This is a genomic window from Sphingobacterium puteale, from assembly GCF_050986225.1.
GTDB lineage: Bacteria > Bacteroidota > Bacteroidia > Sphingobacteriales > Sphingobacteriaceae > Sphingobacterium > Sphingobacterium puteale.
Map to the genome: position 1 here is coordinate 5209942 of NZ_CP158959.1, position 17671 is coordinate 5227612.

Annotated in this window: 7 protein-coding genes; 4 read left to right on the forward strand and 3 right to left on the reverse strand. The window is 40.9% G+C overall.

The window, feature by feature from the left end; translation table 11 throughout:
• The first annotated feature begins 25 nt into the window (after positions 1-25).
• Genes ABTV71_RS22010 through ABTV71_RS22020 form a run of 3 tightly spaced genes read left to right on the forward strand, consistent with a single transcriptional unit; the run spans position 26 to position 3721 of the window.
• A complete protein-coding gene (locus tag ABTV71_RS22010) occupies positions 26-1222 on the forward strand; it encodes a DUF5000 domain-containing lipoprotein (protein ID WP_121127231.1) in 1197 nt (398 codons plus the stop codon).
• A gap of 30 nt (positions 1223-1252) precedes the next feature.
• Complete coding sequence (locus ABTV71_RS22015) at positions 1253-2488, forward strand: DUF4998 domain-containing protein (protein WP_121127232.1); 1236 nt, start codon at positions 1253-1255, stop codon at positions 2486-2488.
• A gap of 9 nt (positions 2489-2497) precedes the next feature.
• Positions 2498-3721 carry a hypothetical protein gene (locus ABTV71_RS22020; protein WP_433901089.1) on the forward strand — a complete coding sequence of 408 codons (1224 nt, stop codon included), beginning with the start codon at positions 2498-2500 and terminating at the stop codon, positions 3719-3721.
• A 94-nt stretch (positions 3722-3815) separates the two neighbouring features.
• Here ABTV71_RS22020 and ABTV71_RS22025 read toward each other — a convergent pair whose 3' ends face one another.
• A complete protein-coding gene (locus tag ABTV71_RS22025) occupies positions 3816-7868 on the reverse strand; it encodes a hybrid sensor histidine kinase/response regulator transcription factor (protein ID WP_433901090.1) in 4053 nt (1350 codons plus the stop codon).
• A 605-nt stretch (positions 7869-8473) separates the two neighbouring features.
• On the opposite strand from ABTV71_RS22025, the gene ABTV71_RS22030 reads away from it, so the two are divergent.
• Positions 8474-12535: a hybrid sensor histidine kinase/response regulator transcription factor gene (locus tag ABTV71_RS22030; RefSeq protein ID WP_433901091.1), complete on the forward strand. Its 4062-nt coding sequence runs from the start codon at positions 8474-8476 to the stop codon at positions 12533-12535.
• A 71-nt stretch (positions 12536-12606) separates the two neighbouring features.
• Here the strand turns inward: ABTV71_RS22030 and ABTV71_RS22035 are convergent, their stop codons facing one another.
• Positions 12607-15789 (reverse strand): glycoside hydrolase family 2 TIM barrel-domain containing protein, encoded by a 3183-nt coding sequence (locus ABTV71_RS22035; RefSeq protein ID WP_433901092.1) that lies wholly within the window; start codon positions 15787-15789, stop codon positions 12607-12609.
• A gap of 88 nt (positions 15790-15877) precedes the next feature.
• On the reverse strand, positions 15878-17632 hold the full coding sequence (locus tag ABTV71_RS22040; protein WP_433901093.1) for a family 43 glycosylhydrolase: 1755 nt from the start codon (positions 17630-17632) through the stop codon (positions 15878-15880).
• Positions 17633-17671 lie beyond the last annotated feature (39 nt).

Sequence of the window (17671 nt, forward strand, 5' to 3'; positions counted from 1 at the left end):
ATTTTATCCTTAAAGTCATAAAGAAATGAACATAAACAGAAAATTGATACAGACCATATTTTTGTTCTGCATCTTATTCCAAAACTGTAAAGAAGAAATTCAAGTCGCTCCTGTTGTCAACAGTACTGCGCCGGGGCAGGTCAGTAATGTGAAAGTAGAAAACCTGGCCGGAGCGGCACGTATTACCTATACCTTACCAAAAGATCAGGATCTATTGTATGTCAAAGCCGTCTATCAATTAAGGTCAGGTAAAGAGATGGAGGTGAAATCCTCCTACTATAACAACACGCTTCTCGTGGAAGGTTTTGCTGATACAAATCCGCATTCGATCAAGCTCTATGCCGTAAATAGAAGTGAAATCAGTTCGGCGCCTATCGAAGTCTCCGTAACACCTTTAGAAAATCCCATCTGGAATACCTTTCGGAGTCTGGAGGCCATTCCAGCTTTTGGGGGCATTCGGATCACTGCCGAAAACGAGACGGAAAAAAATCTCACCGTGATGGTGATGGTCGATTCGTTAGGTGAATGGGTACCTTCTGTAGACAACATCTATACTTCCGCTAAACAGATTTCACGTACGATCCGTGGATTTGCACCAAATCCCAAACAGTTTGCGATTACCGTGAGAGACAAATACATGAATTTTACCGATACGCTTGTGACGACTTTGACCCCGCTGTTTGAACAGGCACTTCCAAAATCGAGGTATACTGCAGTTACATTACCCACGGATTCTAAACAACAATATTCTTCTACGGGACTATCCAAGATGTGGGACGGAGACAATTGGAACTGGCCCAATATATCATTGACTGACGTCACTGTAAATGGCCCACAATGGGTAACATTTGATACAGGTGTACTGGCCAAAATGAGTCGGATAGTAATCTGGGACTATCCAGAATATACAAACGATGGGCGTATGTATTATTACGGCGGTAATGTGCGATTTTTTGAAGTATGGGGTTCCGATAACCCGCCTTCGGACGGGAGCTGGAACAACTGGACGCGCTTAGGTACCTTCGAAAGCAAAAAGCCTTCTGGACTACCCATGGGGCAACAAACGGATGAGGATTATCAACTTGCCAATTCGGGTTTAAGCTTTGACTTTGATATCAGTGCACCAAAGGTCCGCTATCTACGCATCAAAACCATTAAAAATTGGCAGGGATCGTCCTTTATGTCCATCGCCGAATTACAGGTTTATGGCGATCCACGTTAATACAACTTGTTTATTATCAATTAGACTATTATGAAAGTAGCACATATTAAAACATTCTTTATCATGTCTTTGCTTAGCATGGCCATGCTTTCTTTCCTTTGCTGTTCAAAAAGTGATGATTATAAAAAGTACCTGGAAGGCGGCGAAATTTCCTACACCGGAAAAATTGATTCCGTAAAGGTCTTCTCGGGTAAAGAGCGCGTCTATATCACTGGATTATTTATGGCCGACCCCAAGGTAGATCGTCTCAAAATATACTGGGATAATCGGCAAGATTCGACTGAGGTAAAAATCAATCGTACGGCTGGCGTAGATACCTTAAAAATTTCACTGAAAATAAGTGAAGGAGTACATAATTTTGAACTTATTACCTACGACGCCCAAGGCAATAAGTCGCTAAGCGTTTTTAAAACTGGCGTATCTTATGGCGAACGGTTCAGCTCGGGACTTATCAACAGACCAATGTATGCTGTTGACTATTTTGCTGGCGATCAAAAAACCACCGTCAATTGGGGGGGAATTGATCTGACAAGTGGTGCTCAGTTTACAGAAGTGGAGTACACCAATACATCAGGGAAATTGATTATTCAAAGAGACTCCATTAAACTTGGCAAAAGCATTTTAGCAGACTTTATGCCTGGCAAACCACTGCGATACCGTACATTATTTGTTCCGGATTCCTTAAGTATAGATACATTCTACACGAACTATTCCGCAAATATATCGCCCAAGGAGGTTTACCTAAAAAATATGAACTTTCCTTTCGAGACTTCTGCCATGGGCGGCGATCGTTGGGGCACTCCGGCGGTGTGGCTTGTCAATGATGCGGCAAAGAACTTCAAGACAGCAGACGGAAAATATTATGGCGGAATTGAGATTCGGGATAAAAAAGCCTGTTTATCTTTGGAAGCAGGTTGGTGGCAATGGGCCTCACCTTCCCCCAACTTAGCGCCAATTGTAAATGGTAAGATTTATCAAACGACCAACCTACAGCCCGGAAAATATCGTTTTACAGTCTCAAAGATTGACAAAGGCAGCGCCGGTGTCGTTCACCTCATCGCCGCCAAAGGCAATGCCTTGCCCGATCAATCAGCCTTGAATACAGCCTTAGGCTTTCAAACCCTATCTGGAAGCAGTGCAATATTCGAATTTACAGTAACAGAAGCGGGACCTGTAACCTTGGGTTTTCTCGGAAACATGAATGGAACCGCTTCAGACGGCTCTTATTTTAAAGTCTCTGGCAATATGATCTTTGAAAAATTATAACCAAAATAGATGAATAGATTAGTTTATTACGCCTTTTTTACAGCCTGCACTTTAGCAGGCTGTAAAAAGGCTACTCCCGAAAGCAGTATGGTAACGCCTACAGAAAAAACAGATGACATCGCACTTGCTGAGCTGGGTAAATTAGCCTTTTCCAATATCACGACTACAGGTGCTATGATTACAGGAAAAGTGCTAAACAAAGGTGGTGCCCTTGTTACCAGTCGTGGCATCTGCTGGAACAAAGACCCGAATCCGACAATCGACAATAATCCGATGGAAGCAACTTCCAGTAAAGGTTCTGGTGAATTTACTGTGGCACTAACAGCCCTTGCCCCCTCACAAACATACTACATTAGACCTTACGCCAAAAATAAGGGCGGAATTGCTTATGGCGAACAACAGGTATTGACCACTGCCGATATACAATCGGTTACCTTTAGCTCTAATCCGATCTTTATTGTGGGATCATCAATTGCTTATTATGACGTCAATATTATCAGCAGTGGTGGTGGCGCTGTGACTGAACGAGGGATATGCTGGGGCCTACAGGAAAAACCGACGGTCACTGATCATAAGGTTATGAATGGCGCAACAGGCACAGGCAAATTTCGAATCGGCATGCTCAATCTTACCCCAAGTACAAATTATCATTTACGTGCTTATGCGATCAATGAAACAGGTGTAAGCTACGGACCCGACATTTCCTTCCATACAATCGCCAAGGGCAAGGTAACCTATACATTCAATAAAGTCGACAATCCAACAGCGCAACAACTTGCTGCATACCAACGATTGCAAGTGGCCCTGGACAGTGCCGTCTGGTATGCCAATAATTATACTTCGGCCACCAAACATGTTTACCTCAACTACGACCCCGGGGTTCCGACAGCCGACGCGAATAACGAGGGCTGGATGCGATTTGGTGCCAGCGAGGGCTACCAAAATATCCGTACCATGTTGCATGAGATGAACCATACCCTCGGTACCGGGACGACAAGCTGGTGGTCACAAGCGATTATCAATGGCAAATATAGTCTGGCAAATGCCAACAATATGTTAAAAATGATCAACTCAGACGAATCAGCGGTTATAAATGGCGATAGCATGCACTGGTGGCCCTATGGTTTAAATCAAAATTCAGAAGTCAGTTCAAGCTGGGATTACGTATACAATTGCCTGATCATAGAAGCTATGCGGAAAGACGGCATGACCAGTCACAGTGGCGCCTACTAGTACCTAACTAGCCTTCAAAAAAGAGAAGAGAAACTGGAATATGTTAAATAGCTGCCGTTTTTCTTCTCTTTTGCATTTTAAATATCTCAGGAGATTAACCGATACTAGTAGGTACGCTTCCCAGATGGCTGTAGCGCTTACGGTATTCTGAGGGCGAACAACCAAAAATTTTGGAAAAATGCTGTCTAAAATGTTTGATATCTTTGAAACCAACTTGATAAGCGGTTTCATTAATGTTAGTCTTGTTTTCTATAAGTAATTGCGCAGCCCGACGCATCCGAATAGATCGGATAAATTCATTGGCAGATTTGCCTGAGATAGATTTTATACGCCTATACATATTGGAATGACTCATCCCGAGCTCTTCGGCAAGCATCTTTACCGTAAAATTTTCATTCAACAAATGCTTTTCAACCACGGCTATTGCCCGTTGCAAAAAATCTTTAAAAGCTGCCGGAACTTTATGGTCTTTGGACTGCAAGGTAATTTCACTATAAAAATAGGTATGTAATCTATTTTTATTTTCAATTAGACTTTCTACACGTGCCACGAGTAGCTCCCTGTCAAAAGGTTTGACGATATAGTCATCTGCACCAACTTCTATACCGTTTAATTTAACATCAAAAGACGAACTTGCTGTTAACAAGATAATAGGTACATGACTTCGCTTTATGCTGCTCTTCATCTGTTTGCAGAGATCAATTCCGGAAGTTCCGCTCATCATTACATCACTAATAACAATACTTGGTTCTAATTTCTCTAAAATGGCTGATGCCGTTTCAGCACTATTTGCTTTGACAACCTGATATTTGTCGGAAAAAATACGAGCAATATAATTTAGCATATCTTCACTGTCGTCGACGATCAATATTTTCTCCTGCAAATCATTTTCATACAATTCATCAAGTGCCTGACTTTGCACGGAATAAGTTGAAGCTGAAGGTTCGGGCTGCTCTCCTGCTACAGCACTACGATATCCAGTCGCTGTTTGTTGTAATTCGACGCTGCCAACAATAGCTGATGAACTGACCTGGGTAATGGGTAATGAAATTGAAAAAGTTGCTCCAGCATACGGATTCGCAAAATATTCCAATCTACCTTGATGCAGACTAATGAATTTTTTCACAAAAAACAGTCCGATGCCAAAACCATCAGCACCGTGATTAAATAAGCTAAAATTGCGTTTAAAAGGTTTAAATATTTCTTCCGTTAGCTGAGTTGGCAAGCCCTGTCCCGAATCAATGATAGCACACCTTAGTTCCTGGTCTATACGACTCACTTTAATACAGACAGATCCGCCATTGGCCGTATATTTAAGTGCATTTTGAAGTAGATTGATAAAACAAATTTCCAATTTTTCATAATCTGCATTTAGGATTAATCTTTCAATATCAGTCTCAAATGTGTAACTGATATTTCGAGAATCGGCCAATTGCCTAAAAGAATCAAACGTCCCTCGTAAAACCTGTATGATATCAAATACTGTATAAGCAAGCTCATCAAAATTTCCATCGGATTTTCTAAACAAAAGAAGTTTATCCGCAAGGTTTAACAATCGCTTGGAATGATTGTAAACAGACAGTAGTTCCTCTGACTCGCCCATATTTTTTTTTGATTTGTTGACAATGTCTTTGATGGGATTTACAATGAGCGTCAATGGAGTCCTAATTTCATGGACGATATGGGTAAAAAATGCCAGCTTATCTTCGAGTAACTCGTGCTCTTTTTCCCGTTCAAATTCGGCCGTCTTTAATTTAAAAAGCAATAGATCCTTATTCTCCCGATACCTATTGTAAAGATAGAGGACCGCCACGAGCAGCAAAAGATACCCTATATATGCCCATATACTTCGATACCAAGGGGGTAAAACTTCCACGTCAATAATACGTTCTGCTTGATTCCATTGGCCATTCGCGTTACTCGACCGGATATGCAATTTATACTTGCCTTCCCTGAGATTCGAATAATAAGCAGTCCGCTGTTTATTGACGTAATTCCAATCTTTGTCCCAACCTTCCAAATAATAGGCGTAGTCGATCCTATCCGAAAAACTATAATCCAATGCTGCAAAGGAAAAAGATAAAATAGCCTTTTCATATGGTATTTTTAAGCTTTGAACAGCGTTCAAAGAGATTTGCTTATACGCTTCATTTTGCCCGAATGGCACATTCCCAATGCTCAATCGGGTCAATTTCAACGCGGGAAACCTGGCCTTAAAAAATATATCCTGCGGCCTGAATAAATTGAACCCACGGATACCACCAAAAACCAACAGATCGTCCCGTAATTTAATGGCAGCGTTGTAATTAAATTGATTGCTCTGGAGACCGTCTGACTGATAGAAGTTTTGAAATGTTTTTTTTTGTACATCCATTTTGGAGAGTCCATCAAGTGAAGACATCCACATATTACCCTGTGCATCCTGTAAGCCATTCAACAAGGTATTGCTAACAAGGCCATCCTTTTCCGTATAGCGTCTATAGTTCATCGAGCTTAGATTCAGATGTAAAAGTCCTCCACCCTCTGTGCCTAGCCAAAGAAAACCACTTTCTGTTTGTTGGATAAAACGAATTGGGCTTCCAATGTGATAGCTATTGTATTTCATCGTACGCAAGTCTAGTCGGAATAAGGCGCTCCAAGATCCCATCCACAAAACAGCATCCTTGTCTTCAAAAAAAGTTAACACATCATTTATCGGCAAATTGAGGTGTTTAAACTGATCTGCGATGGTATCCAAGCAATAGACATTTCCACTGGCGAGTGTTGATGCCCAAAGCGTCCCCCTACTGTCTTTAAATAAACGCCATACAGCATTATTGACATATTGAGTGTTAGGATAATAACAGGGGTAATGTTTTGCCTGGCCAGTTTTGGTATTTAATTTGACAATTCCCGTATCATAACTACCAATCCACAACTGGTCATTTTGATGTTGGATTAACGAGGTTATAAAAGCGGGTTTAAGATCCTTATGCGCTGAATAGGGATAATTGACCAAGCTACCTTTCGATATACTCCATTTGTATAATCCATCCCCATCGGTTCCGATCCATATATGATTTTGATCGGCTTGCTCGAACGATAAAATAAAGTCGGCAGTATTTACCTGTTGGCTACTGGGATTAATTTTAAATGTTTGGAACCTTCTTTTTGCAGGATCCACGATATTAACCCCACCTCTCAATGTACCAATCCAAAGCCGATCTTCCGCATCTTCCAATAAGGCAAAAACAGATCGACTGGTTAATTGCTGTTGATCAAATCCGATATCATACTCAAACGTTCGCGTCATGCTATTAAATTTCTGTATGCCGCTGCCGTCTGTACATATCCAGAGCTTTTTGTCTTTTCCAAAATAAAGGTTAACGACAGCTTTTCTATAGGTATCGTAATTATAGTTCGTAAACGTGCCTGTTTTTATATGATAACAAATAATTTTTTGGTTGCTGGCAAACCAAATATCTCCTGTTGGTGCTACCGCCATCGTTGTCGACTGGAAATCAACTTTTTTTACGATTGAAAAAAGGTGTTTTTTACTATCGTAATAAGCCAAACCAACATGGTCTATGAATGCCCAAACTCCCGCATCAACTGCTTTGCAAATAGCAGAAACGCGATAATAGGGCAGCTGTTGGCCAGCGTATTGTAAGGGTATCTTCTGGGCGACACTTCCCGCTCTTGTTTCTTCAATTTTAAATAGCCCTTCAGATCCACCCTGTACAAACAATTGGCCGAGAATATCTTTCTCTATCTGATGGATCGGAAAATTTAGTGGCCTATTTCCTTTAGGTGAGTTCACCAAAACTTGCTCACACTGTGTGCGGTTGGGATCTATCACTGCTAGCCCACCTTTGGTCGCAACATATAGCTGTGCCGAAGAACTTTCGGCGACAGCTGTCACACGGTTGTCAGGGAGTGTATTTTTAGACAATGGATCGTTTTTAAAAACTTTAAATTCGTATCCATCGTAACGGTTCAAACCATTTGATGTGCCAAACCACATAAATCCCTCACTATCCTGAAAGATCGCAGTAACAAAATCATTTGAAAGCCCCTTATCAAGGCCCAAATAGACGATAGACGACTGACACCATACGACATGAAAAGGCCAAAATAATCCCAAAAGAATCAAGTAGAGATTTTTCATAAAAAGTTTATAATTGTGTTTATGACACTTAAATTACGAAAAGCCTCTCGATCAACAAACTGAAATGCAATATTTATTATCCAACGAAAGTATCCCCATTATGATCATTACGGCTATTCCATTTTAAAGTGCCTTTACATAACTTAAAAATACGTAAGCCAAAAGAAAGAAAAGTGTACATCAAGTCATATACGAGCCATCGGCCCACCACCAATAGTCCTGTTTATTGGAATGGATCTGATAAGTCCTACAAACAATAGACATAAGATAAAATTGATCCGCATATATTTAGATGTATCGTATTTTTTGATAAACTAGCACAAAAGCTACTTTAAATTGGTTTGTACACTATTTTAATAGAGGCACTTATTATTTCATCCTGTCCTCTTTTTGCTTTATGAAGCAAAATTTTAGTCGTAAAGCAGCTCGCCTTAAATAAACGTACAATATACACTTATTTTAAAAAACAATCGTATCTTTAACCATATAATCTTCAAATTGACTTTTTCTGATCACAAAAGTCGTTTTCAAGATAATAACCTATGATAAGGAAGAATCGATAAATTATCTGATATCGGAAATACTATACTAACATAGCTGCTAACATGCCTAGTTTGAACAGTCTCCTATATTTTCGTCAGGCCTTGATCCTGATATTCGTTCTCATTCTTGTTCACACAAGCATGCTGACCAGTGCGCAATTTCCCAAGGAGATGAATAAAGGTTTATCGAATAGTTCGGTGAAATCTATATTTCAGGATAGTCAGGGCTATATGTGGTTTGGTACCTTCGACGGACTAAACAGATTCGACGGTTATGATATAAAAACCTATAGAAACCAGCTAAATAATGAAAATAGCATTCCGCATAATTATATCTATTGTATAGCAGAAGACCGCAATAAAAAATTATGGATAGGAACTGGGCAAGGGATTGGAATCTACGACCGAAACTTTGACACCTTCAGCCGCTTAAATTATATAGACCAAAAATCAAAACAGTCATATCATCTCAATGCTGACACGAAATCCATTCAAATCGATAGTGACAATAATATTTATATAGGCACAAACGGCTGGGGGCTATTTTACAAAAGTCATCAAGAAGCATATGCCATACAAATTGCTTTTAAAGATTATAAATCGAACCAATCCAACTTATACTACCATGTATCGGCCACGCATATTGACGCGACCGGCCGGGTATGGGTTTTTATAGAGGGAAGCGGTTTATATACTTTCGATAAAAAAACGCAGCAGTTGAATCTTGTATCAAAGGCTATTACGAGTGCAACCTGTATGGCTAGCACAAACAGCGGTGAACTCTTTATTGGTAATTACGAGGGATTATTTGTTTGGAAAATCAAAGAGCATATGCTTTCGTCCTTGTATCCACAGGAGCTTAAGTCAAGTCAGATCAACATGCTGACGCTGGAGGGGCAAAACAAACTTTGGTTAGCCACGCAAAACAATGGTATTTTTATTCTTAACCTATCTCATGGAAAAGCAGTAAACAAAAGTGATCTACAACCCGCACAATTTTTACTAAATAGCAAGACCATTTATATGGTTTACATAGACTCCCAACGTAAAATATGGATCGGCACTGGAAAGGGCGGTATTGAGACCATTGATAACAATGGCTATAAATTTAATTATTTACAGCAGAAACATTATGCGGGATTTAACTTAGCGCACAAATTTGTACGTTCTTTCGTAGAATATGATAACAAGATCTGGATTGGTACCGAAGGCAATGGCCTTTATGTATGGGATGACAAGACCAATCAGGTTCAATCTTTCCAAAAAGGGCCACAGCAATTGCCGGACAATACGGTAAACCATCTTTTGACCGGAAATCATGGAGACCTATGGATCGCAACTGAAAGGGGAATTGCGCGTTACGCAAAAGGTTCGGGGTTTAAATATTATGCTTGCAGGACAGCAAATGGGGTGCTAAATAACAGTGTACAGTTACTTTTTAAGGATCAGGATGCGAAGATCTGGGCAGCGACATTTTCTGAGGGAAGAGTATATACATATAATCCAACACGCGACCAATTTGAAGTATTCAGCGAAGACATCTATGATATCAATTGTATGATTGATGATCAGAGAGGTAATATATGGATGGGGAATTACAATGAGATCATACAGCTAAACAAGCAGACGCAAAAAAGCTCCAGGTATTTAATAGGAAAACCTGTTCGTGCCATTCAGCTCGGAAAAAATAACAGACTTTGGCTGGGAACAGAAGGAAAAGGGCTCTTGGCATTTGATAGCAAATCAAAAAAGATTGTCGAAAATTATTCCACAAATGAAGGTTTGAGTAACAATGCCGTACTTAATATTTTGGAAGATAAAACCGGAAAATTGTGGCTGAGCACCTTTAATGGGCTTTCGAAGTTCGACCCTTCCACTAAAAAATTTGTAAGGTATGAGGAAACTGATGGGCTTCAAAGCAACGAATTTTCCTATGGGGCCGCTCTTAAGCTCAAAAACGGCCATCTTCTTTTCGGAGGAAACAACGGTTTTAACATCTTTGACGCCGACAGCATTAAACTGAAAATTTATGAACCAGCCTTAGCAATCACAAGCCTTAAAATTAACAATAAAAAAATTGCCGACCTGAGCGACCGGGTCGATATTGGAAAAGATCATAGCATTCACAAATTGACGCTCCCCTACAATCAATCCACTTTTTCGCTGGAGTTTGCAGCCCTGGAGTTTGATTCCCCACAAAAGATAAAATACAGGTATCTATTGGAAGGATTGGACAAGGGATGGAACGATGCAGGGTCTACCCGATCAATAAATTACAACGGTCTGCATGAAGGAGATTATACCCTGCTTATTCAATCGACCGACTCGGAAGGCAATTGGACGAATAAACAGATTAAGCTCGAGATTCAAATTCTTCCGCCTTGGTATAGAAGCTGGTGGGCCTACCTGCTTTACACGCTGGCTATTGCCTATATCGGACTATGGTATCTGCGCTATCGGAGAAGGCAAATCGCTTTAAATTACGAAATACAGCTTTCAAAATTTACCATTCAGAAAGAAAGAGAACTCAATGAGAAGAGGCACGCATTTTTCACGAATATTTCGCATGAATTTAGAACACCACTGACCTTAATTATTAATCCGATTAAAGATCTGCTAAAGACCAATAAAGAGTCCAAGGACAACGCTTCCCTTCAGGTTGTACATAGAAATGCCAAAAGACTGTTAAGTTTGGTAGACCAGCTGCTTGTATTTAGAAAAACAGAGGACGGCGCCGAACAGCTCAAAACAAGTATTTTTGACTGCCAAAGCTTTATGAAAGAAATATTTCTATATTTCGCTGCTCAGGCAAAATTACAAAATATAGATTATCAGTTTCTGGAAAATTCCGATCCGATTTATGTCAATGCTGACAAAGAAAAAATTGAGATCATCTTATGCAATCTTATATCAAATGCCTTTAAATTTACGCCCTCCAATGGTGCTATCCATATTGCCTTATCGCAACAGGGGCGGGAATTAACCATTCAGATCAAAGACTCGGGAAAAGGTATCCCCGAACATCTTGGCGATAGGATATTTGACAAATATTTTTCGGATCCACTTAATGGCCCCAAAAAACAAACAGGATTCGGGATTGGGATGTACCTTGTCAAAACTTTTGTTGAAATGCACGCCGGAACAATAAGTTACACGAGTTCAGCAACAGCGGGAACAACATTCGACCTCGTTTTGCCTATCATAGCGCAACAAACCCCAGCCGAAGAACCATTGGCAGATGTAGCGCTCCACAATGAGTCGGGGATTCAAATGCTATACGATTCACAAGTGGTCACGGAAACCGTTCCCTTATTCCCGACAGCTATAGCAAGCAAAAAATTCAGTGTCTTATTGGTCGACGACGATGCTGCTATCCGCAGCTATCTTACCGACATTTTTAAGGAAGAATACACGGTCTATAATGCCCATAATGGTGTTCAGGCACTCGATATGATCAAGGAAAAACAACCTGATCTGGTCATAAGTGATATTATCATGGAAGAGATGGATGGATTGTCACTTTGCAAAGCCGTAAAATCTAATGCTACGCTCAACCATATTCAAATCATCCTTCTTACCTCAAGTACCTCTGACAGCACTAAATTGGCCGGAATCCAATATGGTGCCGATGATTATATCCATAAGCCATTTGATTCGGAAATATTGTTACTCCGGGTCAAAACATTACTGCAGAACAAGAAGAACCTGCAGGACTTTTTCTTTAATGCGATTACGCTACAGTCCAATGAGCTAAAGATACCGATCACAGACAAGCTGTTGATAGAACGGTGCATTGAGATTATTGAAGAGAACCTGTTGGAAGAACTGACTGTAATAAGTCTTGCCGAAAAAACAGGAATGAGTCATTCTTCACTCTATAAAAAAATTAAAACCATTTCAGGCAAATCGATCAATGAATTTATCAGGTCGGTACGACTCAAAAAAGCAGCAGAAATGCTCATACTGACAGATTCAAAAATCAATGAAGTAGCTAATTTAACAGGTTTCTACGATCAACGCTACTTTAGACAGCAGTTCAGCAAATTGTTTGGCCATACACCATCCGACTATGTCAAAAAGTACCGAAAAGCATTTCAGAATGAATTCCATGTCGATCGGCCTTAGTCTATGTCAAAAAATAAAATAAGCCCTGTACAGCAATTAAGAACGCTTTTTGCTGTACAGGACGTTTATATTTATTCGACTGGTTTTATGATAAAGGAGAATGAATAATCTTTGTAAGGCAATGTATATTCATTCAGCGGCCATGCTCCCCAGCTATTGATTCCACCCACGCCCATTTGTCTGAGGTCAATATTAAGTTGCGTTTGCTTTCTTTTAACAAGGTCAGCTGCATGACGTTGTTGTCGCTTGGGACCATCGTCCAAATCTTTGTCAAAATAATGCAAAGCGCTCATACTAAATGTAGAATCTGCCGTGAAGAACAATCCCCGACCTTGTTTATTTTTTATTTCCATCCATCTGATATCGGTCTTATTTCCTGTCTCCTGTGGCATTACATAGGGGAAATACTGTTGATCGACGGTCTGTTTATAAATTCCGACATGTGACGCAAAATTACGGTCGATGTAGTTCTCCTGTGGTCCCCTACCGTAGTAATTAATGGCTTCAAAGCCCGATGGCATAATCCATTGCATACCAAAACGTGGCAGAACCGCAACTTTTTTTGTGGTGTCAGCAGCGAAGGATTGAGAAATACGCATTTCCCCCCGTTGATTAATGCAGTATTTCATTTCTAATTGCCCATATACCTGAGGCATCTGGTAAGTCGCATATACATAGGCCAGGCTATCGATTAATTCGGATCTAATTTCAAGCAGTTCAATCGAATCCGTAACCAGTTTCCAAGGTTTAAGTTTTTCCGGCGTATTTGCACCGAAATCGTTATCATTCGGCGCGCGCCAGAAATTAGTCTTAAATAGTGCTTGTTCATCCAAAAAATCCTGTCCTTTATAATGATATTTTGCTAACCATCCTGATTTAAGGTCAAACTCCATCAGCAGCTGTTTTGCCGAGACGATCAAATTTCCATCTTTTCGCTCTGTCTTGATTTTACCCTGTGCCAAAATGGCTGTTTTAGGCTGAAAAGAGCCCCCCAGAGGTAACTGTTCTGTTGCAATAATATGCCCCATGGGAAGTAGGGCCTCGGCTTTTTTCAATCGGTAAGTCAGATTCAGAAATTTTTCCCCCGGTATATCCACTTTATACGGAATCGACAGTACAGCAGATTGCTGAGGCAACACATTCAAATGCTTGATGAAACCAGATTGCATTCTTTTTCCGTCTACAATAAGCTCCCATTGAAGTTCAACATTTTCAAGTCCAGTAAAAAAACGTTCGTTGTAAACCTGTATCTTTTTCTCGTTCAATAGGCTACTATGGATATCTTGATATACTTTTTTCATTTCCCAGGCATGCGGATAGGGTGTTCTATTGGCATAAAAAATTCCTTTGGAAGCATAATTCCAGTCCGTTATCGCTTCTTTAGGTTCATAATCTCCACCATAGGTATATACTGTATCACCTTTAGCATTGGTTTTAACAAAACATTGGTCCACAAAATCCCAGATATATCCGCCTTGAAATATTCCTTTGTTTGCCCGAATGATGTCCCAATAATCCTTAAAGTTTCCCAATGAATTCCCCATGGCATGTGCATACTCACATTGAATAAAGGGCCTTTGGGGCTTAGGGTTGCGCGCTGCATAATTCTTCATTGCAGATGGACTTGCATACATCGGTACAATCAGATCCGTATTCCAGTCAAATCTCAATTCACCATAATTATTCACAGCCCTTTCGTATTGTACAGGGCGACTTTTATCGAGCTCTTTCATCCGGAGGTAGGCCCGATAGAAATTATAACCATTTCCGGCTTCGTTGCCCATACTCCAAATAATTACGCTAGGATGATTCCGATCGCGCTGAATAAGGCGTTCAACACGGGCAACATGTGCTTTCTCCCAGGTCGGCCTATTGGCCATCGTATAGGACAGGTCATAGCCCATGCCATGTGATTCGATATTAGCCTCATCAATTACATACAATCCATATTGGTCACAGAGCTGCAACCAATATTCGGCATTGGGATAGTGGCTGGTACGAACAGCATTGATATTGAATTTTTTCATGAGCTGTACATCGCGCAACATACTTTCTTTCGAGATCACATGACCAGTAACAGGATCTGTTTCGTGCCTGTTTATTCCCTTGATAAGTATGGGCTGTCCATTAACGAGCAACTGACCTTCTTTGATCTCGACCCTACGGAAGCCTACTCGCTGGGGAACGATCTCGCTGAGTTTGCCATCAGGATCTGTAAGTTTAACAGTCACCTGGTATAAATTTGGCATTTCGGCCGACCATAGTTCAGGATGGTCTATGGTCTGTTCAATATCCATTTCCTGTCCGTCGACTTTAACAGTTTCAATTGACACAAGCCGACCGTTTCTATGAAGTGTAACCTCTGCCATTAGATCCCCACGACTGGCCTGGTTAAAGATCAGCTTAGTTTTTAACTGTCCTTTATCAAAGGTATCATTGAGGGTCGGCGACAATTGAATATCACGTAGATGCACTGGTTGCCGAACCAGCAGATAACAGTCTCGCGTGATTCCACTAAGGCGCCACATATCCTGATCCTCCAAATAATTTGCGACTCCCCATCGCATGACGCGCATTGTAATTAGATTTTTTCCTTTTCTCAAATATGCTGTTATGTCAAACTCGGATGGTAATTTGCTATCCTCCCCATACCCGACATATTGACCGTTTACCCAAACAGATAAATTCGATTTGGCTGCGCCAATATGGAGAATTACGGGCTTTCCCTGCCAATCCTCGGGAATGACTACCTCACGGCGATACACAGCCGTAGGGTTGAAATCCATCGGCACAATTGGTGGGTTTGGTTTCCCGATCAAATAGGTAAATTCAAAACCTGAGGTCGTATACATCGGGAAACCAAATCCATTGAGTTCCCAGTTTGCAGGCACCTGAAAATTGTCCCAATGACGATCGTCATAAGTTAATGATTCAAAGTTAGCTGGTAGTTTTGAAGGGCTATTTACCCATTTAAATTTCCAGGGACCATTCAAACTTAAATATGCAGAGGATTCACGCCAATCGCTGTTGATGATCTGAGACGTATGCGGAAAGGTCACAAAATCTGTATGCATGGGCAGCCGATTTTCTTCGGTAATCGTTTCATCCAACCAAGGGATCCCTTTTCGGACAACAGTATCTTGCTGTTGCATTTTATTCCGCTCATAAGTCAGGGTAACACTGGATTGTGCATACCCGAAGGAGAAGACAAAACTATAGAGTAGAATAGGCAATAATTTATTCAGAGATTGCATTTTTTATTATTTATCGATTAATAAATCATTTCAAAAAAGATTGATTTGTTTAGCTGAATCTAGGTTGAGTCCGGACTATATGGTCGAATTAGTGAAATACACTTAAGTCCCACTGATCCTTCCAATTTATCTGTACTTTTTCATTCTGGAGATCAACCGGAAGCCAGATATATCTGCTATCCATAAGATCTTTGGGATTCCAGCGGTCGGCCATAAAGATAAAGGCATCCTTTTTTCCTGCGACAGGCAGGATAAATGTCGATTGGCCACCATAAGTCAAAGCCGAATTTGGTCCTTGCATTGGATCCCCTAGGGACTTCCAAGGACCAAAAAGATCTGTAGCAACATGAAGCTCTGCACGATTTGGAGCCCAGCCAGTGCATCCGCTGGTGATCAGATAATACTTATCTTTGTACTTGAATAAAGCTGGGGCTTCCCGATGATTCCGGAAGAGCAAGGAATCTTTCGCTGTCACATGCAGGTAATCATCGGTTAATTGAACCATACGTAAAGCATAATTTTCATCCGATGAATAAATTTGGTAAGCCTTGCCATCGGTGTCAACAAAAAGCCCCATATCGCGTGACATATTGTTATTAGGCCTGAAGCTATGAACAAACTGAAAAGGCCCAAGCGGAGAGTCACTGATAGCGACAGCGGCTCTGGCTGCTGCATAGCCCTGCCCCTTCAACTCAAGATGGAACCACATGACATATTTCTTCAGCTGCTCGTGATAGATAACCTTTGGCCGCTCCATAATACAGCCCCAGGCAATATCGCTTGTAGAATCTGCACTAGGTGTGAGAGCCAATCCTTCAAACTTCCAGTTATACAAATCATTGGATGAGTACACATTGACGCCCTGGGATGTCGTTCCGCCACGTTTCTCACCGTACCAATAATATTTTCCATTTTGATGAAGTACGCCGCCGCCATGGGCATTGATTACATGACCGGATTGGTCTTTCCATATTTCCCCTGGCGTAAAACTATGCATCTCAGCATGTTCCTTTTTTTGATAAACCCGTACATAATCAATTTCATATTTTGCAGGAAGTAATTTATCAGTTATCTTGCCGCCATTTATTCCGCCGAGGGCCAAATTTAACAGGAGATAATGCGGTTGGGTAAATGGATTGAATCCGGTACTGTCCCGATTGACCAGTTGATCCATAGGAACGTGAAGCATTTCCATATCATCCACATAAAGCGTAATAGCTTCTTCATCCCAAATCATTCGCCAGGTATGGAACTGATCTGCCCAAGCCTTTCCGCCAAGATCTTTGACTGCTTTCGTCTTACCGAACCAATGTGCTTTCCACCGTTGGTCAGTGCCAGTTGCGATATTGGCTAATATATTCCCGCGGTAATATTCCATGATATCTATTTCACCATTGGATGGCCATTCTTTAGTGGTGCCTAATGTCCAGAATGCAGGCCAAAGGCCCTCACCAACTGGGATACGTGCCCGGATTTCAAAAATCCCGTATTTCCAGTGCTGCTTTCCTAAAGTATTTATCGAAGCCGAAGTATAGGTTATCTTTTTACGGCTGGCAATCCAATCAGAGCTGCCCTGAATAAAACCCGGATGATTACGTTGTTCTTTTTTTGCTTCAATAACCAACAGGCCATTACGACAGGAAGCGTTTTCCTTTTGATACCACTGCTCTTCCCGGTTACGTTTGAAACCTTCTTCGTAACTCCATTTAGTCGTGTCGGGCGCACCATTATAATCAAACTCATCCGACCATACCAATTTATACTGTGGTGGGACGGGCTGTTGACTATATGCGGCAAAACAACTTGACAGCAAACTAAGACAGACAGATAAAAGTTTTTTCATGATTTAGTTTAAGTTTCTTTGAGTTAACTGCTCGTGATG

What these genes read in the sequence shown, in the direction of transcription:
- ABTV71_RS22015 (WP_121127232.1), top strand. Translation starts at nt 1,253, where the DNA reads ATGAAAGTAGCACATATTAAAACATTCTTTATCATGTCTTTGCTTAGC.
- ABTV71_RS22030 (WP_433901091.1), top strand. Translation starts at nt 8,474, where the DNA reads ATGCCTAGTTTGAACAGTCTCCTATATTTTCGTCAGGCCTTGATCCTG.
- ABTV71_RS22035 (WP_433901092.1), bottom strand. Translation starts at nt 15,789, where the DNA reads ATGCAATCTCTGAATAAATTATTGCCTATTCTACTCTATAGTTTTGTC.
- ABTV71_RS22040 (WP_433901093.1), bottom strand. Translation starts at nt 17,632, where the DNA reads ATGAAAAAACTTTTATCTGTCTGTCTTAGTTTGCTGTCAAGTTGTTTT.
- ABTV71_RS22025 (WP_433901090.1), bottom strand. Translation starts at nt 7,868, where the DNA reads ATGAAAAATCTCTACTTGATTCTTTTGGGATTATTTTGGCCTTTTCAT.
- ABTV71_RS22010 (WP_121127231.1), top strand. Translation starts at nt 26, where the DNA reads ATGAACATAAACAGAAAATTGATACAGACCATATTTTTGTTCTGCATC.
- ABTV71_RS22020 (WP_433901089.1), top strand. Translation starts at nt 2,498, where the DNA reads ATGAATAGATTAGTTTATTACGCCTTTTTTACAGCCTGCACTTTAGCA.